At 31.5% G+C, this 18,277-nt stretch carries 19 protein-coding genes; 3 read left to right on the top strand and 16 right to left on the bottom strand.

All coding sequences use genetic code 11. The features are described from left to right. Positions 1–44 precede the first annotated feature (44 nt). The 3 genes from G4L40_RS02250 to G4L40_RS02240 form a co-directional block, all read right to left on the bottom strand. The gene (locus G4L40_RS02250; RefSeq protein ID WP_166235523.1) at positions 45–452 is read right to left on the bottom strand and encodes a hypothetical protein; all 408 of its coding nucleotides are present in this window, start codon (positions 450–452) and stop codon (positions 45–47) included. Between the two features lie 48 nt (positions 453–500). Beyond that, entirely contained in the window at positions 501–1,520 is a 1,020-nt protein-coding gene (gene pheS / locus G4L40_RS02245) for a phenylalanine--tRNA ligase subunit alpha (protein ID WP_166235522.1), read from the bottom strand. Between the two features lie 132 nt (positions 1,521–1,652). Further along, positions 1,653–2,009, bottom strand: coding sequence for a hypothetical protein (locus G4L40_RS02240; RefSeq protein WP_166235521.1), 357 nt, complete (start codon positions 2,007–2,009; stop codon positions 1,653–1,655). Positions 2,010–2,141: 132 nt separating this feature from the next. Between G4L40_RS02240 and G4L40_RS02235 the strand changes: the two genes are divergently transcribed. After that, entirely contained in the window at positions 2,142–2,666 is a 525-nt protein-coding gene (locus G4L40_RS02235; protein ID WP_166235520.1) for a CvpA family protein, read from the top strand. On the opposite strand, the gene G4L40_RS02230 is transcribed toward G4L40_RS02235, so the two are convergent. From G4L40_RS02230 to G4L40_RS02190, 9 genes are all read right to left on the bottom strand, one after another. Beyond that, positions 2,667–3,392, bottom strand: coding sequence for a phosphodiester glycosidase family protein (locus G4L40_RS02230; protein ID WP_166235519.1), 726 nt, complete (start codon positions 3,390–3,392; stop codon positions 2,667–2,669). A gap of 7 nt (positions 3,393–3,399) precedes the next feature. Continuing rightward, the gene (locus G4L40_RS02225; RefSeq protein WP_166235518.1) at positions 3,400–4,161 is read right to left on the bottom strand and encodes a tetratricopeptide repeat protein; all 762 of its coding nucleotides are present in this window, start codon (positions 4,159–4,161) and stop codon (positions 3,400–3,402) included. Next, positions 4,161–5,948: a BatD family protein gene (locus tag G4L40_RS02220; protein ID WP_166235517.1), complete on the bottom strand. Its 1,788-nt coding sequence runs from the start codon at positions 5,946–5,948 to the stop codon at positions 4,161–4,163. The genes G4L40_RS02225 and G4L40_RS02220 overlap by 1 nt, the downstream gene beginning before the upstream one ends. 3 nt (positions 5,949–5,951) lie before the next feature. After that, on the bottom strand, positions 5,952–6,722 hold the full coding sequence (locus tag G4L40_RS02215; protein WP_166235516.1) for a tetratricopeptide repeat protein: 771 nt from the start codon (positions 6,720–6,722) through the stop codon (positions 5,952–5,954). Continuing rightward, positions 6,715–7,758, bottom strand: coding sequence for a vWA domain-containing protein (locus G4L40_RS02210; RefSeq protein WP_166235515.1), 1,044 nt, complete (start codon positions 7,756–7,758; stop codon positions 6,715–6,717). The genes G4L40_RS02215 and G4L40_RS02210 overlap by 8 nt, the downstream gene beginning before the upstream one ends. 11 nt (positions 7,759–7,769) lie before the next feature. Then, positions 7,770–8,774 (bottom strand): vWA domain-containing protein, encoded by a 1,005-nt coding sequence (locus G4L40_RS02205; protein ID WP_166235514.1) that lies wholly within the window; start codon positions 8,772–8,774, stop codon positions 7,770–7,772. After that, positions 8,774–10,423 (bottom strand): BatD family protein, encoded by a 1,650-nt coding sequence (locus G4L40_RS02200; protein ID WP_235922564.1) that lies wholly within the window; start codon positions 10,421–10,423, stop codon positions 8,774–8,776. The genes G4L40_RS02205 and G4L40_RS02200 overlap by 1 nt, the downstream gene beginning before the upstream one ends. 51 nt (positions 10,424–10,474) lie before the next feature. Beyond that, entirely contained in the window at positions 10,475–11,341 is an 867-nt protein-coding gene (locus G4L40_RS02195) for a DUF58 domain-containing protein (protein ID WP_166235513.1), read from the bottom strand. Between the two features lie 84 nt (positions 11,342–11,425). Next, complete coding sequence (locus G4L40_RS02190; RefSeq protein WP_166235512.1) at positions 11,426–12,430, bottom strand: AAA family ATPase; 1,005 nt, start codon at positions 12,428–12,430, stop codon at positions 11,426–11,428. Between the two features lie 177 nt (positions 12,431–12,607). Between G4L40_RS02190 and G4L40_RS02185 the strand changes: the two genes are divergently transcribed. Next, positions 12,608–13,480, top strand: a complete 873-nt coding sequence (locus G4L40_RS02185; protein ID WP_166235511.1) for an aldo/keto reductase — start codon at positions 12,608–12,610, stop codon at positions 13,478–13,480. An 82-nt stretch (positions 13,481–13,562) separates the two neighbouring features. After that, positions 13,563–14,702 carry an ATP-binding protein gene (locus G4L40_RS02180; protein WP_166235510.1) on the top strand — a complete coding sequence of 380 codons (1,140 nt, stop codon included), beginning with the start codon at positions 13,563–13,565 and terminating at the stop codon, positions 14,700–14,702. Between the two features lie 336 nt (positions 14,703–15,038). On the opposite strand, the gene G4L40_RS02175 is transcribed toward G4L40_RS02180, so the two are convergent. The 4 genes from G4L40_RS02175 to G4L40_RS02160 are packed head-to-tail and all read right to left on the bottom strand — an operon-like array spanning position 15,039 to position 18,218. After that, a complete protein-coding gene (locus G4L40_RS02175; RefSeq protein WP_166235509.1) occupies positions 15,039–15,686 on the bottom strand; it encodes a response regulator in 648 nt (215 codons plus the stop codon). A gap of 49 nt (positions 15,687–15,735) precedes the next feature. Further along, positions 15,736–17,742, bottom strand: coding sequence for an ATP-binding protein (locus G4L40_RS02170; RefSeq protein ID WP_166235508.1), 2,007 nt, complete (start codon positions 17,740–17,742; stop codon positions 15,736–15,738). 45 nt (positions 17,743–17,787) lie between these two features. Next, positions 17,788–17,967 (bottom strand): hypothetical protein, encoded by a 180-nt coding sequence (locus tag G4L40_RS02165; RefSeq protein ID WP_166235507.1) that lies wholly within the window; start codon positions 17,965–17,967, stop codon positions 17,788–17,790. A 20-nt stretch (positions 17,968–17,987) separates the two neighbouring features. Continuing rightward, a complete protein-coding gene (locus tag G4L40_RS02160) occupies positions 17,988–18,218 on the bottom strand; it encodes a hypothetical protein (protein ID WP_166235506.1) in 231 nt (76 codons plus the stop codon). Positions 18,219–18,277 lie beyond the last annotated feature (59 nt).

The raw sequence follows: 18,277 nt of genomic DNA, 5'->3' as shown, positions 1-18,277 counted from the left end.
TCAATTCGTGCATTCGTGGTTTTACTATTTTGATTTACGAAAATCTAATTCGCGAAAACGCCTCTTTTGTTGATAATTGGTAAATCAGCAGTAGCTTTTTCATTGATGGAATTGGTTCTGAAAACAAAGGTTTTATCGAATAATTGTCCGTTTGAAAAGTACGACAACATGAATTCGTTATTCAATTGTAAAACGTTATTTTCTAACAATTCTACTTTAACGGCAGTTTTTGGTTCTACTTTGGCAAATGCATGACGGAATGTTCCTGTTTTGCGTTCTTCTCCATTGATTAAACCATAAGCGCGTGAAACTACCATAGCCATTTCCAACAAATTATCGGTGTCGTTTACTAAGTAAGCGTACCAAGAATTCTCCATAAAATCGTCGTTCCATTCTTGAAAAGCTACAATGTGAACGTTTGCTACTTTTGGGATGATAATGTCTTTTTTCATTGAAATAGTAGTAAGATTAAAGAATTAATTATTAAGACTTTAACTTAATTATATACTCGATTTGAATTGCTCTAAGAAACGAACGTCGTTTTCATAAAACATACGGATATCGCCAATTTGATACAACAACATCGCAATACGCTCAACCCCCATTCCGAAAGCAAAACCTGTGTGTTCGTCTGGATTGATGCCGCAGTTTTTCAATACGTTAGGATCAACCATTCCGCAACCACCAATTTCTAACCAACCGGTTCCTTTGGTAATTCGGTAATCGGTTTCGGTTTTTAATCCCCAGTAAATATCGATTTCAGCACTTGGCTCTGTAAATGGAAAATACGACGGACGTAAACGAATTTTTGATTTTCCGAACATTTCTTTAGTGAAATATAACAACGTTTGTTTTAAATCGGCAAAGGAAACATCTTTATCAATATACAAACCTTCCACTTGATGGAAAATACAGTGCGAACGCGAAGAAACAGCCTCGTTACGAAAAACTCTTCCTGGAGAAATCGTACGAATTGGCGGTTTGTTGTTTTCCATATAACGCACTTGCACTGATGAAGTGTGAGTTCTCAACAAAACATCTGGATTCGTTTGAATAAAAAACGTATCCTGCATGTCTCTTGCCGGATGGTATTCTGGTAAATTTAATGCAGTAAAATTGTGCCAATCATCCTCTATTTCTGGACCTTCAGACACGTTGAAACCAATGGTTGAAAAAATATCAATCATTTGGTTTTTTACAATAGAAATTGGGTGACGCGAACCAATGTTCATCGCTTCTCCTGGACGCGTGGTATCGCCGTAAATTCCTTTTGCTTCTTCTTTATTTTCTAAAGCGTCTTGAATAGATTTTACCTTTTCTTCTGCCGAAGTTTTCAATTCGTTGATTACTTGACCAAATTCTTTCTTTTGTTCGTTTGGAACATTTTTGAATTCGGCAAAAAAGTCTTTCAACAAGCCTTTACTTCCTAAATACTTAATTCGGAAAGCTTCTAATTGTTCTTTATTATCGGTTTGAAAAGCTTTTACTTCTTCAATATGGGCTTTAATCGTTTCTGTCATCGCGCGTTTTGTAAAATGCAAATTTAGTTATTTTTAGTGATTAGTAAATAAAAAAGTGAATAGTAACTAGTAATTAGTGATTAGCCAAAAAACACTAAAAAGGAAAGCTAATTACTAATCACTCTTCACTAATTACTCTATTAATTCTTTCTCTAAAAAGTAGCTAACAATTGCTTCTTTCATTAGTACTGCTTGTTCGCCTGCTTTTAGTGGTGGCAATTCTTCTTTTACTTTGTAATGCGGCCAACCTTCGTTATCAAAATACTCAAATTCGTAGTAACCATAAGGTTCTAACAAACGACAAATGGCAATGTGCATAAGGTTTACTTTTTCGTCTTTTTTGAAAGTAGCATGAATTTTTCCTAATTCTTGTACACCGATTAGGTAAATAATTCCTTCTAAATCAAGGTCTTCTCCGCCTGAAAATTTTTCTGATAATATATTGACAACGCTTTCCCAACGCTGTTTTAATTGTTCGTCTCTGGACATGTTTTAAATTTAGAAGTTAGAATTTAGAAATTAGAATTCTATTTGTTTTCTAATAAATAATTGCAAAGATAACAACAGAAAACTACTTTCAACAATTCTTTTATCTTTGTTCTTTCATCTATTTTCTTTCAAATGAGTTTTATTGATATTGTTTTTGCGGTTTTATTAGGTTTTGCGGTTTATAAAGGGTTGAAAAACGGACTTTTTGTAGAAGTCGCTTCGTTTGTTGCTTTGATTTTAGGAATTTATTTAGCGATTAAATTTTCTAGTTTAGTTGGTGCTATTTTTACTGGATTTGTACCAAGTTGGAATCCGAAATATATTGAAATAACCGCTTTTATCATTACGTTTTTATTGGTGGTGATTGGGATTCACTTAAGCGCAAAAATTCTAACCAAATTAGCTGATTTTGCTTTTCTAGGTTGGATAAACAAATTAGCTGGTGTGATTTTTAGCTTGTTGAAAACGATTTTAGCTTTGAGTGTAGTACTTTTTATTTTTGAAAAAATCAACATCAATAACATGCTACTTTCTAAAGAAACACAAGAGAATTCGATATTTTATAATCCAATTCAGAATATTTCAAAAGCAATTTATCCTACGATTGAAGGTTGGTATGATAGTTTGAAGAAGGAAGTTGAGAGTGAGGAGAAATAGTTACTCTGTAACACCGATTATTACACCAAAATTCCCATCGATTTGCTCCCAATTTTTCTCTGGAAGATAGGTTCTTGATACAAATCCATCTAAGTATAAGGCATTTTTACAACCCAGTTTTTTAAAATATTCGGCAAAATCATAAAAATTGATTTCCTTTTTTGAAATAGCAAATATGATTTGATTGTTTGGTAAAATTCCAACACCATTACGAATATTCAAATTGGTTGAATTCTTTTTAAATGCAGCATGAATTTCGCCATCAATTACCAACATTGGTCCCGATTGCGTTGCGTATTTTATCATTCCATTGTTTACAAAATCTTCTGTTTTGCAAATTATTAGATTTTTGTCCGTTGTGAGATAAAATATCCCATTAGGCTTTAAATAAAAATTACCATTCCCGTTTGAAGTGTCTATTTCTGATTTAGTAATTGTTTTTTCAACATACAATCCTTGTGGTGAATTGTCTTTTTTATACATTCCGCCATTTGTTGAAAATAGTAGTTTTTTGTTTTTATTTTTTAGCCAAGAAATTAGATTTTCAGCATTCTTAAAATGCTCATCTTTTTCATTTTTCCAAAAAAATTCCAAGTTTTGCTTTTTTGGATTCACAATATAACTTACAAATCTATCATCTTCATTTGATGGTTTCCCAAATTGATAAAACCCAACTGAAATTGACGCTATGATTAATAAAATTATAAGTGTGCCTTTTTTTGACATGATGAAATTATTTCTTCACTTCCTTAATCGCTTCTTTGTCAATCCACGCTTTGGTTTTATCGGTTAGTTCTACTTGTTTCCAATTGCCTAATTCTTCTAAAACGAAAACTTTTGTGCCTTCGTGAAGCGTTACTACATCTTCCGAGCTGTTTTTTGGTTCTGCTTTTAAAGTCGTTGATTCTGAAAAAACGATGGCTGGATTGTAATTCGCGTCGAATTTCTTCTGTAAAAAGGCAGAGAAAACAGTTACACCAATTCCAATTAAAAACAACAGAAACAAACTGAAGAAAGTACGTTTTAAAAATACTGTATTTCCAAAATAATAACCTAAAAACGAAAGTAAACTCAAAAACGCAATAATAACCGCAATCCAAGCCCAAGTGTCATAATGAAATGTACTGGTGAACTCTTTTACCATTTTCTTAAAACCTACTTCTTGAAGGATTTTAATGTCGTCTATTGCCGTTTTTTGAGCAAATGATAGATTGGTTTGAATAGCTTCGTCATCTGGGCTTAAAAGCAATGCTTTTTCGTAATTGTAAATTGATGGCGCTACTTTTCCAAGTTTGTAATAGCAATTGGCGATATTAAAATACAAATCAGCCGATTCGTTGCCTTTATTGGCAATACTTTCGAAAGATTGCAACGCTTGTTCGTAATCGCCTTTATTGTATAAATCGTTTGCTTTTTTGAATGTAGCATCGATGGATTCGCTTGCATTAGCAAATGAAAACAAAAACAAAAGGAAAAGTATAATCTTGTTTTTCATTATTTCAATTGTTTTTCAAGTTCTGAAATTCGTTCCACAGCTCGTTCAAAATCATTAGTCATGGCAATATCTGTTGCTGGAGCGTATCTTGCGAATTCGCAATCGTTCATTAATTCCATTAATTGAGAAATACTTTCTTCTGAAGCGTTTCGTTGTTGTAGCAATTCTATGATATTGTCTTTACTCATTTCAACGGTTTCAATATGTAATTTGGCTTTTAGGAAATTGTGTAATGCCTTTTCCATTGCCATATAGAACGGCACTTTATCTCCCATTTGTTTTTTAGCATCAGACAAATATTTCTTCACTAACTTGCTATTTTGTCTGATTCTATTTCCAACAACATCGGCATCTTTAGCTTCTTTTTGTTTTCTAGCAATCATCACAATTGGAATCAATAATAATGGTGCTAACAACAAACTATAAAACAATCCCGAACCTAAGAAATCTTCTCTCGATTTTGAAACGAATTCGGTTTTCAACTTATTGAACTGGAATACTTCTTTTTTCTGAATGGCTTGTTTATTCGTGTTTTGATTATTTGCAATAGCAGTTCCATCACCTTCTAAAACATCAATTATTATTTCTTTTGATTTGATGGTTTTATACGATTTACTTGCCAAATCATAGTAAGAAAACTCGATTGGTTTAATAGTATATTTTCCTTTAAATTGAGGAATTATCGTGTATTTATCCGAAATTTTACCAACCATTCCTGTAACTGGCGTTTGCACATTTTCGGTATGCGCTGGGTCGTACATTTCCAAAGCGCTTGGGACTACTGGTTTTGGCAATGTAAATAATTTTAGATTTCCTTTTCCAGAAACACTTACTTCTAAATCTAATGATTCACCTGCTTTTAAAGTAGTTTTTGATGGCGTTACTTTGAAATCATATTTCCCTACAGCTCCTGTATAACTTGCTGGTTTTCCGTTTTCAGGCAATGGTTTAACATTGATAGTTTGTATTCCTGTAGAAAGTGATTTTTCTACTGTTTTCATCTCTAATCTACCAAACCAATCACTTCTTCCTGTTGGCACCTCAGCATCTACATCAATCTTAAAAGGTTCTATTTTTTTTGCGCCCGCTTCTAAAGGATATAAAATCACTTTTCTAAGCACCACAACGCCATAATCTTTACCGTTATATTTACCTTTTTCGGCACGAAGTTGTTTCATATCAATATATTGACTCCAAAAATCTTCATATTTTGGTGCTTGAAAATTTCTGAAGTTAGAAACCGAGCTATTATAAGGAAAATATAATTTGTAAATTACAGTAACGGGTTCGTTTACATGCGGGTTTTTAGTAGATAATTCTCCTACTAAATGAATTCCCTCGCCAAAATCATAGTTTTGTTGTCGTTGTCTTGGATTTTGTCCTTGATAGTTTGGCAATTGGATAGGATCGGTAATTGTAATTTTTATAGGTTGTGATTTATAAATCGTTCCGTTATATTCTATAGTTGCAGAACCAATCGTGAAAGTTCCTTTTTTGGTAGGTGTTAAATAATAATAATACTTTGTGTATACCTTTCTTTTATGAGTTATTTTCCCATTTACATAAAAAGTCTCTTCATCTTGGCCTTTAAAGATTGTAGGTCCACTTATTTTAAAGCCCTCAAATTTTGGTGGTTCAAAATTATCCCCTTCATTGTTAATTATAAAAACAAGCTGTATGTTTTCATTTATCCCATAAGAATTTCTTTCCGTTTTTGCTTCAAATTTTACTTGAGCAGAAACCGAAAATGATAAAAAAAATATTAAGCCTAAAACTATCTTTTTCATTTATTACCAATCTTTTTCATTTGAAACAGGACGTGCTTTTATCTTTTTAGCGTTCACCTTGTCCTGTACTTTCTTTTCAGCGTTGTTTACTGCATCTAAAATATTGTCGATACGTTGCTTGTCGGCTCCACTTGGTCTTGGTGATTCGTTTTTATCTTCTTTTTTGTCACCGTTACCTTTATCTTTTTGCTTATCGCCTTCTTTATTTTGGTTTTTCTGATTGTCTTTGTTAGAATCTTTTTTATCGTTTCCTTTATTGTTTTTTCCGTCTTTATTTTCTGGTTGCTGTTTATTGTCTTGACCTCCTCCGCCTTTGTTGTCTTTTTTGTTGTTTTTTGGTGGTGGGTTTTCTTTTTTCTTCTTTTTGGCTAAAGCATAGTTATAGCGCGTTTCTTCATCATGTGGATTATTTCGTAACGCATTTTTATATGCCTCGGCAGCAGCTTCATAATTTTTATCCAACATAAATGTATTGCCTAAATTATGATAAAGTCGGTGCTTTTCATTTTTCGTTTTTGCCGATTCTAATGCTTGAATGTATTTAATTTGTGCTTCGCCCGGCTGATTTTGACGATAGATGCTATTTCCTAAATTGTATCCAGCCACTGCTTTTTTAGGCGATTTTTTTGATTCGGTTACACGATAATCTGCTTCGGCATTGGTGTAATTTTTTTGTGCAAAAGATTGATTCCCGTTATACAGATTTTTATCTTTCTCTTGACTAAAAAGAACACCACTTATCAATAAAACAACTATGTAAACTATCTTATTCATGCTTTTTTTCGTTAAATAAATTCAACTTTTGCACCCAATTTGTTTTTTTCTCTAACAAAAAAACATCTGCTAAAAGTAATAAAAAACCCAATCCTAAAAACCATTGATATTGTGATTCAAAATCGGCTATTTGTTGGGATTCAAATTCTGATTTTTCAATTTTATCTAATGATTTTTTTACTTCTTCAACTACCTCTTTTGTAGAAGAACCCACAATGTATTTTGACTTGGTTTTATTGGCAATATTTTGTAATACTTCTGGATATAATTTTGTGATGACGTTTTCTCCGTTTTGGTCTTTTTTATAGGACGCAATGTTTCCTCTATCGTCTTTTAACGGAATTAAAGCGCCTTTTTCTGTGCCTACGCCAATGGTTAAAATTCGAACACCTTTTTCTTGCGCCATTTCGATAGCTTCGTCAGCACCATCGCCATGATCTTCTCCATCGGAAACTAAAATAATTAGTTTGCTTGTGTCTTTTATATCAAAATAATCCACCGAAAGTTTAATCGCATCGTTAAAAGCCGTTCCTTGCGAAGAAACCATGTTGGTATTCATGCTTTGCAAGTACATTTTAGCAATGCTATAATCGGTAGTCATGGGTAAAACTGGATATGCGCTTCCGGCATAACCCACAATTCCAACGCGGTCATTTCCGAATTGATTGATGATTTGCGAAACCAATTGTTTTGTTTTTTCCAATCGGTTTGGCGCTACGTCTTCGGCTAACATACTTTTGGAAATATCAATTGCAAAAACAATATCAATTCCTTGTCGTCTTACGGTTTCCATTTTGGTTCCCATTTTTGGGTTTACCAAAGCAATTATCACGCAAGCCAAAGCCAAAAGCAAAATAATCAATTTTAAAACGGGTTTAAAGGTTGATTTTTCGGGACTTAATTTTTTAAACAATTCCAAATCGGCAAAAGCAGCTTGCTTTTTTCTTTTCCAAAATAAATTGAATAGAAAAAGTGCCACTACAATTGGAATGAGTGCTAATAAATAAAAATATTTTGGGTTTTCTAATTCAAACATTTTCTCTTTTTCTAAACGATTCCTCTAAAAACTGAATTTCGTAATAATGCTTCAATTCCTAACAAACCAAAAGCGATGAGTGCGAATATTTTATATTTTTCGTCGTAATTATAGAATTTTTTCTCATCAATTTCTGTGGTTTCTAACTTATTAATTTCGTCATAAATGGCTTGAAGTTTTTGGTTTGATGTAGCTCTAAAGTATTTTGCATCGGTTGTTTTTGCAATTTCCTGCATTAATTTTTGGTCGATTTCTACAGGCATCATTCTAAAAACTAATTTTCCGTTGGCATCTTTTGCTACAGGAAACATTGCTTTTCCGTTGGTTCCAATTCCTATTGTATACACTTTTATTCCGTATTCTTTAGCAATTTCGGCAGCTGTTCTTGGGTCAATTGTTCCAGAATTGTTGACACCATCGGTCAATAAAATGATGATTCTACTTTTTGCTTTGCTGTCTTTTATTCGATTAATTGCAGTGGCTAAACCAACGCCTATTCCAGTACCGTCTTCAATAATAGAATCGTCAAATTCAACAGTTTTTAGTGATTGTAAAATAATGGCTTTATCAGAAGTTACAGGCGTTCTGGTATAACTTTCACCTGCGTAAACTACTAAACCAATTCTATCATTAACTCTATCTTGTACAAAGGTTGATGCTACTTTTTTCAAAGCTTCTAAACGATTTGGTTTTAAATCGTTTGCCAACATACTACTCGATACGTCAATTGCCATTACAATATCAATTCCTTTGGTGGTTTTTGATTTCGATGTTACATCAACGCTTCTTGGTCGTGCCAATGCGATAATGACGAAACTCAATGCGATTAATCGTAAAATATACAAAAATGGTTTGGCTTTTGCTAAGAAAGTTCTATTCTGTTTAAATGGTGTAACCGAACTCATTTTCAAAGTTGCTGAAAGCTGATTGCGATTGTAAAATAACCAAGCAATTGCGATTGGTAAAACCAAAAACAGCCACAAAAATTCTGGATTTAAAAAAGTTACTTTTCCCATTATTTTTTTGCTTTTCTTAGTTCAATAGAATTTTGAATTTTCTCAATAATTTGTTTTGCGTGCTCATCATCTTCCTTATAAATTAAGAAAAACTCTTGTGCGCCACCCGCTTGAGCAAAAACCACAATTTCGTAACTCATTTTTTGATCTTCTTTCGTAATTTCATTAAAAGCAGTAAAACTTCCGTAGGCTTTTTTGCCTGATAATCCTTTTACATTTTCAAAATCAGCTGTTTTTACGATGATGTTTTTTGCTCCTAAACGTTCTAATTCTTTTAAATCAGTATCCAAAGCAACTTCCAAATCTAATTTAGTAGTGTCTTTAAATGCTGTCGTAATCAAAACAATTGAAAAATTATCAATCAAACTTCCATACATAAATCGATTATTTGATTTAACATTTTCTGGAAGGTTATTTTGAATTTTTTCGTCATTATTTCGTTTCAGAACTTTTGGTGTTTCAATTATTATTGCTGGTTCGCCATACTCTGAAGTTACCCATTCTTTTTCTAATAATTCTTCTGTTGTGTGACCAATGTAATTGTCTTTTAAATAATCTAACCCAAAAGTATAAGCAAAAATTCCGACCGAAATCACAAATAAAACAACTGCAATTCCAACTGAAACAGCTGTTCGTATGAATTTTTGTTTTTTCAATTCTTTTCTTCGAACTTCTTCTGCAAAAAGAGCTTCGGCTTGTTCTTCAGTTCTTGGTAATGCTTTATCAACGATTAATAAAAATTTATCAACGATACTTTTGTCTTTTTCAATTTCAAATTGTAATGGTTTTGATTTGGCAAATTTTACTAAATCCGCATTTTCTAAAACCTGACGAAATTTGTCTAATTCTTCACGATTTACGAACATTTTTTTCTCTGAAATTGCCTTTTTCAACGAATCCAACAACTCGCTCGATGTGCTTTCCATTGCTGGAATATGAATTGATTCTTCAATGTAAGTTCGGGCAATATCAGTCATTTCCGAATAATATTCTTTCACATCTCCCTTTTGAACCAGTTGCTTTTTATCTAAATTTTGAAGATAAGCAATTGCTTTTTCAATGGGTGAAGCAAAAAATTCTTCTTCTTTGACTTTGCCTTTTTGTAATCGTTTAATAATAAAGTAAGAACCAAAGCCTGAAGCAATTATCAAAGCTAGTAAAACCAACAATTTCCACCATTCGCTACTTGGTTCTTCTTCGGTGGCAATGATGTCTTTGATATCATACATTTGCTGTTTTGTGGTGTCGACTTTTACATTGTTTACCACTATGGAAAGCGAATCGGTTCGAAATTCTTTATTGTTTATTTTTACTAACAATCTCGGAATCAAATATTTTCCTGAATCAAATTGTGTTAATTCATACTTTTTAATTAATTCATATTGTGAATTATTTTTAATGGTATCGATTGGATATGATTCTAAAATTTCTAATGCTCCAAAAAACTTTCCTTCTGGAAAAACAACTTTATCTTTTGCGTTTACCGAAGCTTTTAGCGTTAAATTAAATTGCGACCCAATTTTAATTTGTGAAGAATCAATAGAAGTTGTCAATTTTTGAGCCGAAGTAACGACAGAAAACAACAATATCATCAGCCATTTAAAAGCTGATTGCATTATTTTTATATTATTTTCTATTTGAATTTTCATTTTTCTCATATTCATTATACCTACAAGGTCTTAAAAACCTTGCAGGAAAAACTAATTTCTCGCTTTAAAATAACCCAATAACTTGGTTACATAGCTTTCATCTACTCTCGAGCTAATTGTTCCGGCGCCACATTTTGAAAAAACATCCTTGAAATAATTTACATTTTCATGATAGTATTTTTCATAATCCATTCGGACTTTTTTAGAATTGGTATCTACCAAAAGTGTTTCGCCTGTTTCAGCATCTAACATATTTACAATTCCAATGTTTGGAATACTTTCTTCTCTTTGATCAAAAACACGAATTCCAGTTACATCATGTCGTTTTGAAGCAATTTTTAGCGTGTGCTCGTAATCTTTCACCATGAAATCGGAAATTAAAAACACAATGGCTTTCTTTTTTAAAACGCTTGATAAATATTTTAAGGCTTGCGATAAATCGGTTTTTTTGCTTTTTGGCTCAAATTCAATTAACTCGCGAATGATTCGCAATACGTGTGATTTTCCTTTTTTTGGAGGAATAAACAATTCGATTTGGTCAGAAAACAAAAGCAACCCAATTTTATCATTATTTTGCGTTGCCGAAAAAGCTAATGTGGCAGCAATTTCAGTAACCATATCTTTTTTTAACTGATTTTTTGTCCCAAAACTTTCAGAACCCGAAATATCCACAATTAACATCATGGTTAATTCACGTTCTTCTTCAAACACTTTTACAAAAGGTTCGTTGTAGCGAGCCGTTACATTCCAATCAATAGCTCTAACGTCGTCGCCATATTGGTATTGACGAACTTCTGAAAACGTCATTCCGCGTCCTTTAAAAGACGTGTGATATTCACCCGAAAAGATATGATCACTCAATCTTCGGGTTTTGATTTCAATTTTTCGAACTTTCTTTAGAATTTCTTTGGTATCCATTTTTATTAGTTGGCAGTCGCAGTTGACAGTCGCAGTATTAAAACAGTATTATCTGAAAACTGAGACTGAACACTGATAACTAAATTAAGGCACTTCAATTTCGTTTACGATTTTGCTGATAATGTCTTCTGTGGTTACATTTTCGGCTTCGGCTTCGTAAGTGATTCCGATTCTGTGACGTAATACATCGTATACTACAGCACGAACGTCTTCTGGAATTACGTACCCTCTGCGTTTGATGAAAGCATAACATTTAGCAGCTGTTGCTAAGTTGATACTTCCACGAGGTGAAGCTCCAAAACTGATTAATGGTTTTAAACTTTCTAATTTATATTTTTCTGGATAACGCGTTGCGAATACAATATCTAAGATATATTTTTCGATTTTTTCGTCCATATACACTTCGCGAACCGCTTCTTGTGCTCTTAAAATTTGCTCTAAAGAAACCACTTGGTTTACTTTTTCATAAGCGCCTTTTAAGTTTTGACGAATTACCAAACGCTCATCTTCCATTTTTGGATAATCAATAACTGCTTTTAGCATAAAACGATCCACTTGTGCTTCAGGTAATGGATAAGTTCCTTCTTGATCCACCGGATTTTGAGTTGCCATTACTAAGAACGGTTTGTCAAGTTTGAAAGTTTCATCACCAATGGTAACTTGCTTTTCTTGCATGGCTTCTAACAACGCCGATTGCACTTTTGCTGGAGCACGGTTAATCTCATCGGCTAAAACGAAGTTGGCAAAAATAGGCCCTTTTCGAATAGTAAAGTCGTTTTGTTTTATGTTGTAAATCATGGTTCCAACCACATCGGCTGGTAATAAATCGGGTGTAAACTGAATTCTACTAAAAGAACCATGAACTGCTTGAGATAGCGTATTGATTGCTAAAGTTTTTGCTAGCCCAGGAACACCTTCTAGTAAAATATGTCCTTGTCCTAATAACCCGATAAGTAATCGTTCTACCATGTGTTTTTGACCCACAATTACTTTGTTCATTTCCATGGTAAGTAAGTCGATAAAAGCACTTTCTCTTTCTATCTTTTCATTGATTGCTCTAATGTCTAACGTCGATGTATTTTCTTCCATTTTAAGGTTTAATTTGGTGCTGTGAAATTAACAACATTTTTTAACACCGCAAATTGTAATTTTTTTTACTTTTTAGTTGTTAATATAGCGTTAAAAAACAATAAAAAAAGTAGGATTTGTGAGTGTTTTATGATTCTATTTTATAATTTTAAGAAAAATTTAAAAATAATAAACTATATGTCTGTAAAACTATCACCTATAATTGCTGGAGTTATGAATTGGGGAATTTGGGATAAAAACCTCAACACTAACGAAATGAACCACTTAATTCATTTATTTTTTGAAAACGGCATCACTTCTTTTGACCATGCTGATATTTATGGTGGCTATACAACCGAAGCTGCGTTTGGAAAAGCATGGGCAACTTCAAAAATAGATCGAAAAAAAGTACAATTAATTTCTAAATGTGGTATTCAATATGTTTCTGAAAATCGTCCAGAAAATCACATTAAACATTATAATTATTCTAAAGAATACATCATTTGGTCTGCTGAAAATTCGCTAAAAAATCTACAAACTGATTATTTGGATGTGTTTTTATTACACAGACCAAGTCCTTTACTACAAGCTGATGAGGTTGCCGAAGCAGTAGAGAAATTAAAATCTGACGGAAAAATTCTTTCATTTGGAGTTTCAAATTTCACTCCGTTTCAAACGGAATTATTGCGTCAAAAAACAGCAATTTCATTTAATCAAATTCAATTCTCGGCTACCAATCACGAAGCTATGTTAGATGGAAGTTTAGATTATATGCAATTACACAAAATTACGCCAATGGCTTGGAATCCATTAGGTGTAGTTTTTAGAGAAAATACCGAACAAACGCAACGCTTAAAATTACTTTTTTCAAAATTAGTCGATAAATACCATGTGGGTTCCGACTTAATTTTATTGGCTTGGATTTTACAACATCCTGCTAACATTTTACCTGTAGCCGGAACGATTAATGTGAGTCGCATTCAACAGTTGATGAAAGCAAAATCATTGGTTTTAGACACACAAGATTGGTTTGCGATTTGGACTGAAAGTATGGGGAATAAAGTTCCTTAAAAAAGAGTAATTAGTGAAAAGTGATTAGTAAATAGCTTATATTTCTGCTTATCACTTTTCACTTATAACTATTCACTATAAAATGATTAACAAACGTCTTCTTATCAAAAATTTATTAGCTCACAACGATGAGAATAGTTTTTATGATAAGAAGCGTCAGTTAAACTTACATACTAAAGAAGGAAAAGCTAAGTTTTTAAAACACATTTGTGCGCTTTCTAATTCAAATCCTAGTAACAATTCATATATTGTTGTGGGCGTTGAAGATGCAACGAATGAAATTGTGGGTGATGATTTTTTTGATGATAGTCGCATTCAAAATTTGGTCAATGCTTTTTTGGAAAATCCGCCTAAAATTCAATACGAAAACGTGCCTTTCCCAAGTTTGCCTAAAGATAAAGTTGTAGGATTGGTTACCATTAAACCCAAGTCTAAGACATCCTATTTTAAAAAAGGAATTCACACCATTGTTGCCAATTCTGTTTTTATTCGAAAAGGCAGTAACACCTCGCCAACCACAGAGAAAATTCCGTATTCAAAGCAAAATATTGAAACCGTAATTAGCTTAGAAAACAACTCCCGAAATAGCATTTCTTATACCTTAGAAAGTGTTTTAGATTTTATAAACAACAGACACAAAGATTTAGAATCAAATTATCAGGTTTTTAAAGAACTTTTTGTGGTTTGCTGGGCTGGAAACAAGAAAAAAGTGCGTGATAAAATATATTATTCTCGTGTAGATATTGAATTAGTCAACGAACAAGTGAAGTTGTTTTATTCGGCACTGGATGAAGTAAGTATGTCATTTGATGATGATTCGTTTTCAATTACCGAGTATGTTTGTTTGGGATTGAATGATAAGACAAGTTATTATCCATTAGAAAAAGTAACTATTCATTTTTTTGACAATGGTTATTACAAAATTGAAACCCAAATGCTGTTTGAGCCCCCACAATACAACAAAAAAATGTTGCACCACATTTATAATGCGAACAATGCTATTTTGACTAAACTGCAGAAAGGAGTTGTTTTACAATCATCAGAAAAAAGAGACTTGATTAACATTCCTCACACTTTGATGATTTGTTATTTGAATGGTTTTGAGGAGGCTAAACAAAAACTAATTGATGCCAAATCTTACATGAAGGCATTTGAAAATCCTTTGGTTTATTTATCCTTTAAAGAAGTTATGCGAATTTTAAGAAAAATGAAATATGCTTAATATATTTTTTTGCTTTTTCTTATTAGAATTAACATTAAATAAGCCACTAGAAGAAACACTCCTACTACATAAACCAATCTAAATTGAAGACCATAATCTAGAAAATTAAAAAAGTGTGTGTTTTCTTGAAAAAGTGTATAATACGTTAAATCCACAACAGCATAAATCCAGATTAAACTAAGGATTAAAAGGACGATAACTATTTTTGTATATAACTTCATTCTATTTTTATTTTCTATAAATAGATAATGTGTAAAGTTATAGAATGTATTTATAACGGCATTACAGATTTTCTGTACATTTTGTTAAAGTTTTAGCGGCTCAATATTAATAAAACTAAATCAATCCGTGCTTTTTAGCCTCTCTAATAATGTCTTCATCTGTTCCTCCTTTTTCAATCTTAAAGTAGATTTTTATTTGCGCTTTTCTTTTGTCTATTGCGCTCATAGAAAGATTGATATAATTAGGTAAGTTTTTAGTTTTTATACCTTTTCCAAGTAACGTAATTAATTCTCGATTGTATTCGTCCAATAAAATATTTTGAGAATGAAGTTCAGAAACATTTTCTCTAACAGTTTTACTAATATATGACTGATTGTTAAGCATTTGTTCAAATGCTAATAAGAATTCATCAGCGGTAAAATCACTTTTTACAAGTAGTCCTTTAGGTTCAATGGTTTTAATAATTTTGTCTAAAAGAAAAGCTTCTGCATGAGAAGTCAAAATCACTATTTTACAACTAGGAAATCTGCGTTTAATGAGTAGTGCCAAATCTTCGCCACTATTGATTTGTTTTTCTTCATAGGCAGGAAGACTTAAATCAACAAATGCAAAATCATAAGTATAACGGTCTTCGGTTTCCATAATTATTTTATAGGCCGATTCGCAATTATATGCGGCAGTAGTTTTAATATCTACATCAAAATCATTAAATGACAATATACTTTTATATCCCTCTATCATAGAAGGATGATCGTCAATCATTAAAATGTGTATTGTTTTCTTGCTCACTTTTGTTTGATAAATACCAAATTTACAATTTGACTTTTAATTTTATAGTAGTTCCTTCATTTTTTTCAGAAAAAATTTCAAGTTTTCCGTTAATTGCTTGAGTTCTACTATACATGTTTTTTAAACCGATACCATTTTTTGCTTTTTTAACATTAAATCCAATGCCATCATCAACAATTAGTAACTTCAGGTTGTGATTTTCTACTTCTAATCTTAACGTAATTTTTGTTGCTTTAGCATATTTGTTGATATTATTTAAGGCTTCTTGAATAATTCTATAAACGTGCATTTTTACAACTGCGTTGACATTTTCAATTTCGTCATCTTGTGTCATTTCACAATCACATTCCGTTTCATAGGTTTGTTTTTGATTGTGCATCAGTTCTTCTAATAATGTTTTGAAGTTTCCTTTGGTTAAAAAAGCTTCGTTATTTAACTCATGAGCAATTGCTCGAACCTCTTTTTCAATATCTTGAATTGCGTTTATGTGTTCAATACATTTTTGGATGGTTTCATCGTCTCGTTTGCGAGTTAGTACAAATAAATTAAGTCTTGTGCTGGTTAATCTATTCATGATTCCGTCGTGCAATTCTTGAGAAATTCTTGTTTTTTCTGCTTTTCTGGCCTCGTCTAATTCCTCTTGTTTATCTAACATTAACGTATAGATTTCCTCATTTGATTTTTGTTGTTCCTGATTGAACAATAATTCTTTTTGCTTACTTCTTTGAAAAAGAATTATGTATAATAAAACCCCGAAAAAAATAATCAACAACGATGAAAACAAAATAATTTTTCGTTGGTTAGAAATCGCTTCTTTTTCTACAATAATTTCATCGGTTTCAAATTCAATTCTTGCCAATTTATTCCTAGTTGCTCTTTCTTGTCTTTGTAAACTATCATTTAACTTAATGTATTCTTTTGCATAAAAAAGACCTTCTTTAGGTTTCAATTTGGTATAAAACTCTAAAGTTGTTAAAACTTCTTTGTTAAACTTTGAAGCTTTGGCTAATCGATTCGCTTCTTCGTTATAATGCAGTGCTGTTGTTGTGTCTTTTTTAGATAAATAATACTCTGTTAGGTGAATTCTAGTATTAATTCTACTATAAACATCTTCAATTTTATCACTTACTTCTAATGCTAATTTAAAATCATTTAATCCTTCCTTATTGCTGATTTTAAACCGTGAATATGCAAAATTATCGAGTAAAGAAGCATAAAAAACAGGTTGAATTTCCTTAAGGTTATTAATTTTCAATCCTTCTGCAAATATTTGACTAGCTTCTTTGTATTTTTTTAAATTTAAATAAACAAACCCAATATTATTAAATGTTTGCGCTTGAAATATTGGCTTGTATGCTTCCTCGTTTACATTGTTTATTTGTAATAATGATTTTTGATGATATTCTAATGCTTTCTCATAATTTCCTAAACCCGTTAAAACCTTACCTAAATTGACATAACATTCATATATCAACTCCTGATCATTAAGCTCTTTAGCAATATTCAATACTTCAATTGTTTCCGTCTCACTTTCTATAAAATCTTTTTCATAAGATAAAATATATGCTTTATGTAATTTAGTATTTGCTAGATTAATTTTGTCGATTAATTTTTCATACTTCTTTTCAGCTGCCAAATAATAATAATAAGCACTATCATTTCTTGATGTTGAAAAATAATAATCCCCTAAATAATATTCTGCCTTAGCTAGATTTAAAGTGTCTTTTTTAGATTCCGAAATTTTTAAAATTTCATCTGTAACTAATTTATACTTTTCATATTCTAGAATTCCAAAATATCTATTTGCTACTTTAAAATAATTTTTTATTAGTATCGAATCTCTTGTCTGTGTTTTTTGAATTAAATTTTTTGCTGAATCAATATATATTAAACGCACTTCTCTATCTAAACTAGTATTTGACCCATAATCAAAGTATTTGTCTAGTTTTTTTTGAATAACAGGTTTGTTCTCATTTGAATTACATCCAAAGAGAATAAATAAACTAAATAAAAAGGCTACCTGTTTCAATAAAAATATTTACTTGTAAACAAATTTACTATTTAAAGATAATTATTAATCTTTTTTTACAATAATTATAGGCATACTTATATTTATTGGGTTATCAACTTTTATTGTTACATCCTTTTTTTCAATTTTATAATTTAAAATTTTCTTTATGGAATCTTTTTCTCTGTTTTTTGGTATTCCAGACAAAAATAATGAGCTAGTTATTAAAATAATTAATGCTTTCATCTCTAATAATTTTTAAGTAATTAATCTTTTTTTACAATTATAACATAAGGCGTTCCATCTGCATTTGTCGACGTAGTTTGTGCGGTTTGGGTGTTTTCTTCGTCGCCTTCGCCTTCTCTTGCTAATTCGCTTTGCGTGTTTTCTATTATATTAGCGTTTTTTTCAAGTTCTGCATCATATTCATCTGTAGTACATGAAAAAATAGAAATGCTTACTAATACTAATCCGAATAATTTGATTGTGTTTTTCATAATGATTAATTTTTAAGTGTTTGTTAATTGTTTTGTTAAATAATTTGTTTAATTCTCTA

The sequence above is a fragment of the Flavobacterium celericrescens genome, assembly GCF_011392075.1.
In the GTDB taxonomy this organism is placed as follows: Bacteria; Bacteroidota; Bacteroidia; order Flavobacteriales; family Flavobacteriaceae; genus Flavobacterium; species Flavobacterium celericrescens.
This window is presented reverse-complemented; position numbering and strand designations above follow the sequence as displayed.

Excerpts from the sequence above, each read along its gene's own strand:
- G4L40_RS02190 (WP_166235512.1), bottom strand. The coding sequence starts at position 12,430 with ATGGAAGAAAATACATCGACGTTAGACATTAGAGCAATCAATGAAAAG.
- G4L40_RS02205 (WP_166235514.1), bottom strand. The coding sequence starts at position 8,774 with ATGGGAAAAGTAACTTTTTTAAATCCAGAATTTTTGTGGCTGTTTTTG.
- G4L40_RS02160 (WP_166235506.1), bottom strand. The coding sequence starts at position 18,218 with ATGAAAAACACAATCAAATTATTCGGATTAGTATTAGTAAGCATTTCT.
- G4L40_RS02230 (WP_166235519.1), bottom strand. The coding sequence starts at position 3,392 with ATGTCAAAAAAAGGCACACTTATAATTTTATTAATCATAGCGTCAATT.
- G4L40_RS02185 (WP_166235511.1), top strand. The coding sequence starts at position 12,608 with ATGTCTGTAAAACTATCACCTATAATTGCTGGAGTTATGAATTGGGGA.
- G4L40_RS02180 (WP_166235510.1), top strand. The coding sequence starts at position 13,563 with ATGATTAACAAACGTCTTCTTATCAAAAATTTATTAGCTCACAACGAT.
- G4L40_RS02200 (WP_235922564.1), bottom strand. The coding sequence starts at position 10,423 with ATGAAAATTCAAATAGAAAATAATATAAAAATAATGCAATCAGCTTTT.
- G4L40_RS02250 (WP_166235523.1), bottom strand. The coding sequence starts at position 452 with ATGAAAAAAGACATTATCATCCCAAAAGTAGCAAACGTTCACATTGTA.
- pheS (WP_166235522.1), bottom strand. The coding sequence starts at position 1,520 with ATGACAGAAACGATTAAAGCCCATATTGAAGAAGTAAAAGCTTTTCAA.
- G4L40_RS02220 (WP_166235517.1), bottom strand. The coding sequence starts at position 5,948 with ATGAAAAAGATAGTTTTAGGCTTAATATTTTTTTTATCATTTTCGGTT.
- G4L40_RS02165 (WP_166235507.1), bottom strand. The coding sequence starts at position 17,967 with ATGAAAGCATTAATTATTTTAATAACTAGCTCATTATTTTTGTCTGGA.
- G4L40_RS02210 (WP_166235515.1), bottom strand. The coding sequence starts at position 7,758 with ATGTTTGAATTAGAAAACCCAAAATATTTTTATTTATTAGCACTCATT.
- G4L40_RS02225 (WP_166235518.1), bottom strand. The coding sequence starts at position 4,161 with ATGAAAAACAAGATTATACTTTTCCTTTTGTTTTTGTTTTCATTTGCT.
- G4L40_RS02235 (WP_166235520.1), top strand. The coding sequence starts at position 2,142 with ATGAGTTTTATTGATATTGTTTTTGCGGTTTTATTAGGTTTTGCGGTT.
- G4L40_RS02215 (WP_166235516.1), bottom strand. The coding sequence starts at position 6,722 with ATGAATAAGATAGTTTACATAGTTGTTTTATTGATAAGTGGTGTTCTT.
- G4L40_RS02240 (WP_166235521.1), bottom strand. The coding sequence starts at position 2,009 with ATGTCCAGAGACGAACAATTAAAACAGCGTTGGGAAAGCGTTGTCAAT.
- G4L40_RS02195 (WP_166235513.1), bottom strand. The coding sequence starts at position 11,341 with ATGGATACCAAAGAAATTCTAAAGAAAGTTCGAAAAATTGAAATCAAA.
- G4L40_RS02175 (WP_166235509.1), bottom strand. The coding sequence starts at position 15,686 with ATGATTGACGATCATCCTTCTATGATAGAGGGATATAAAAGTATATTG.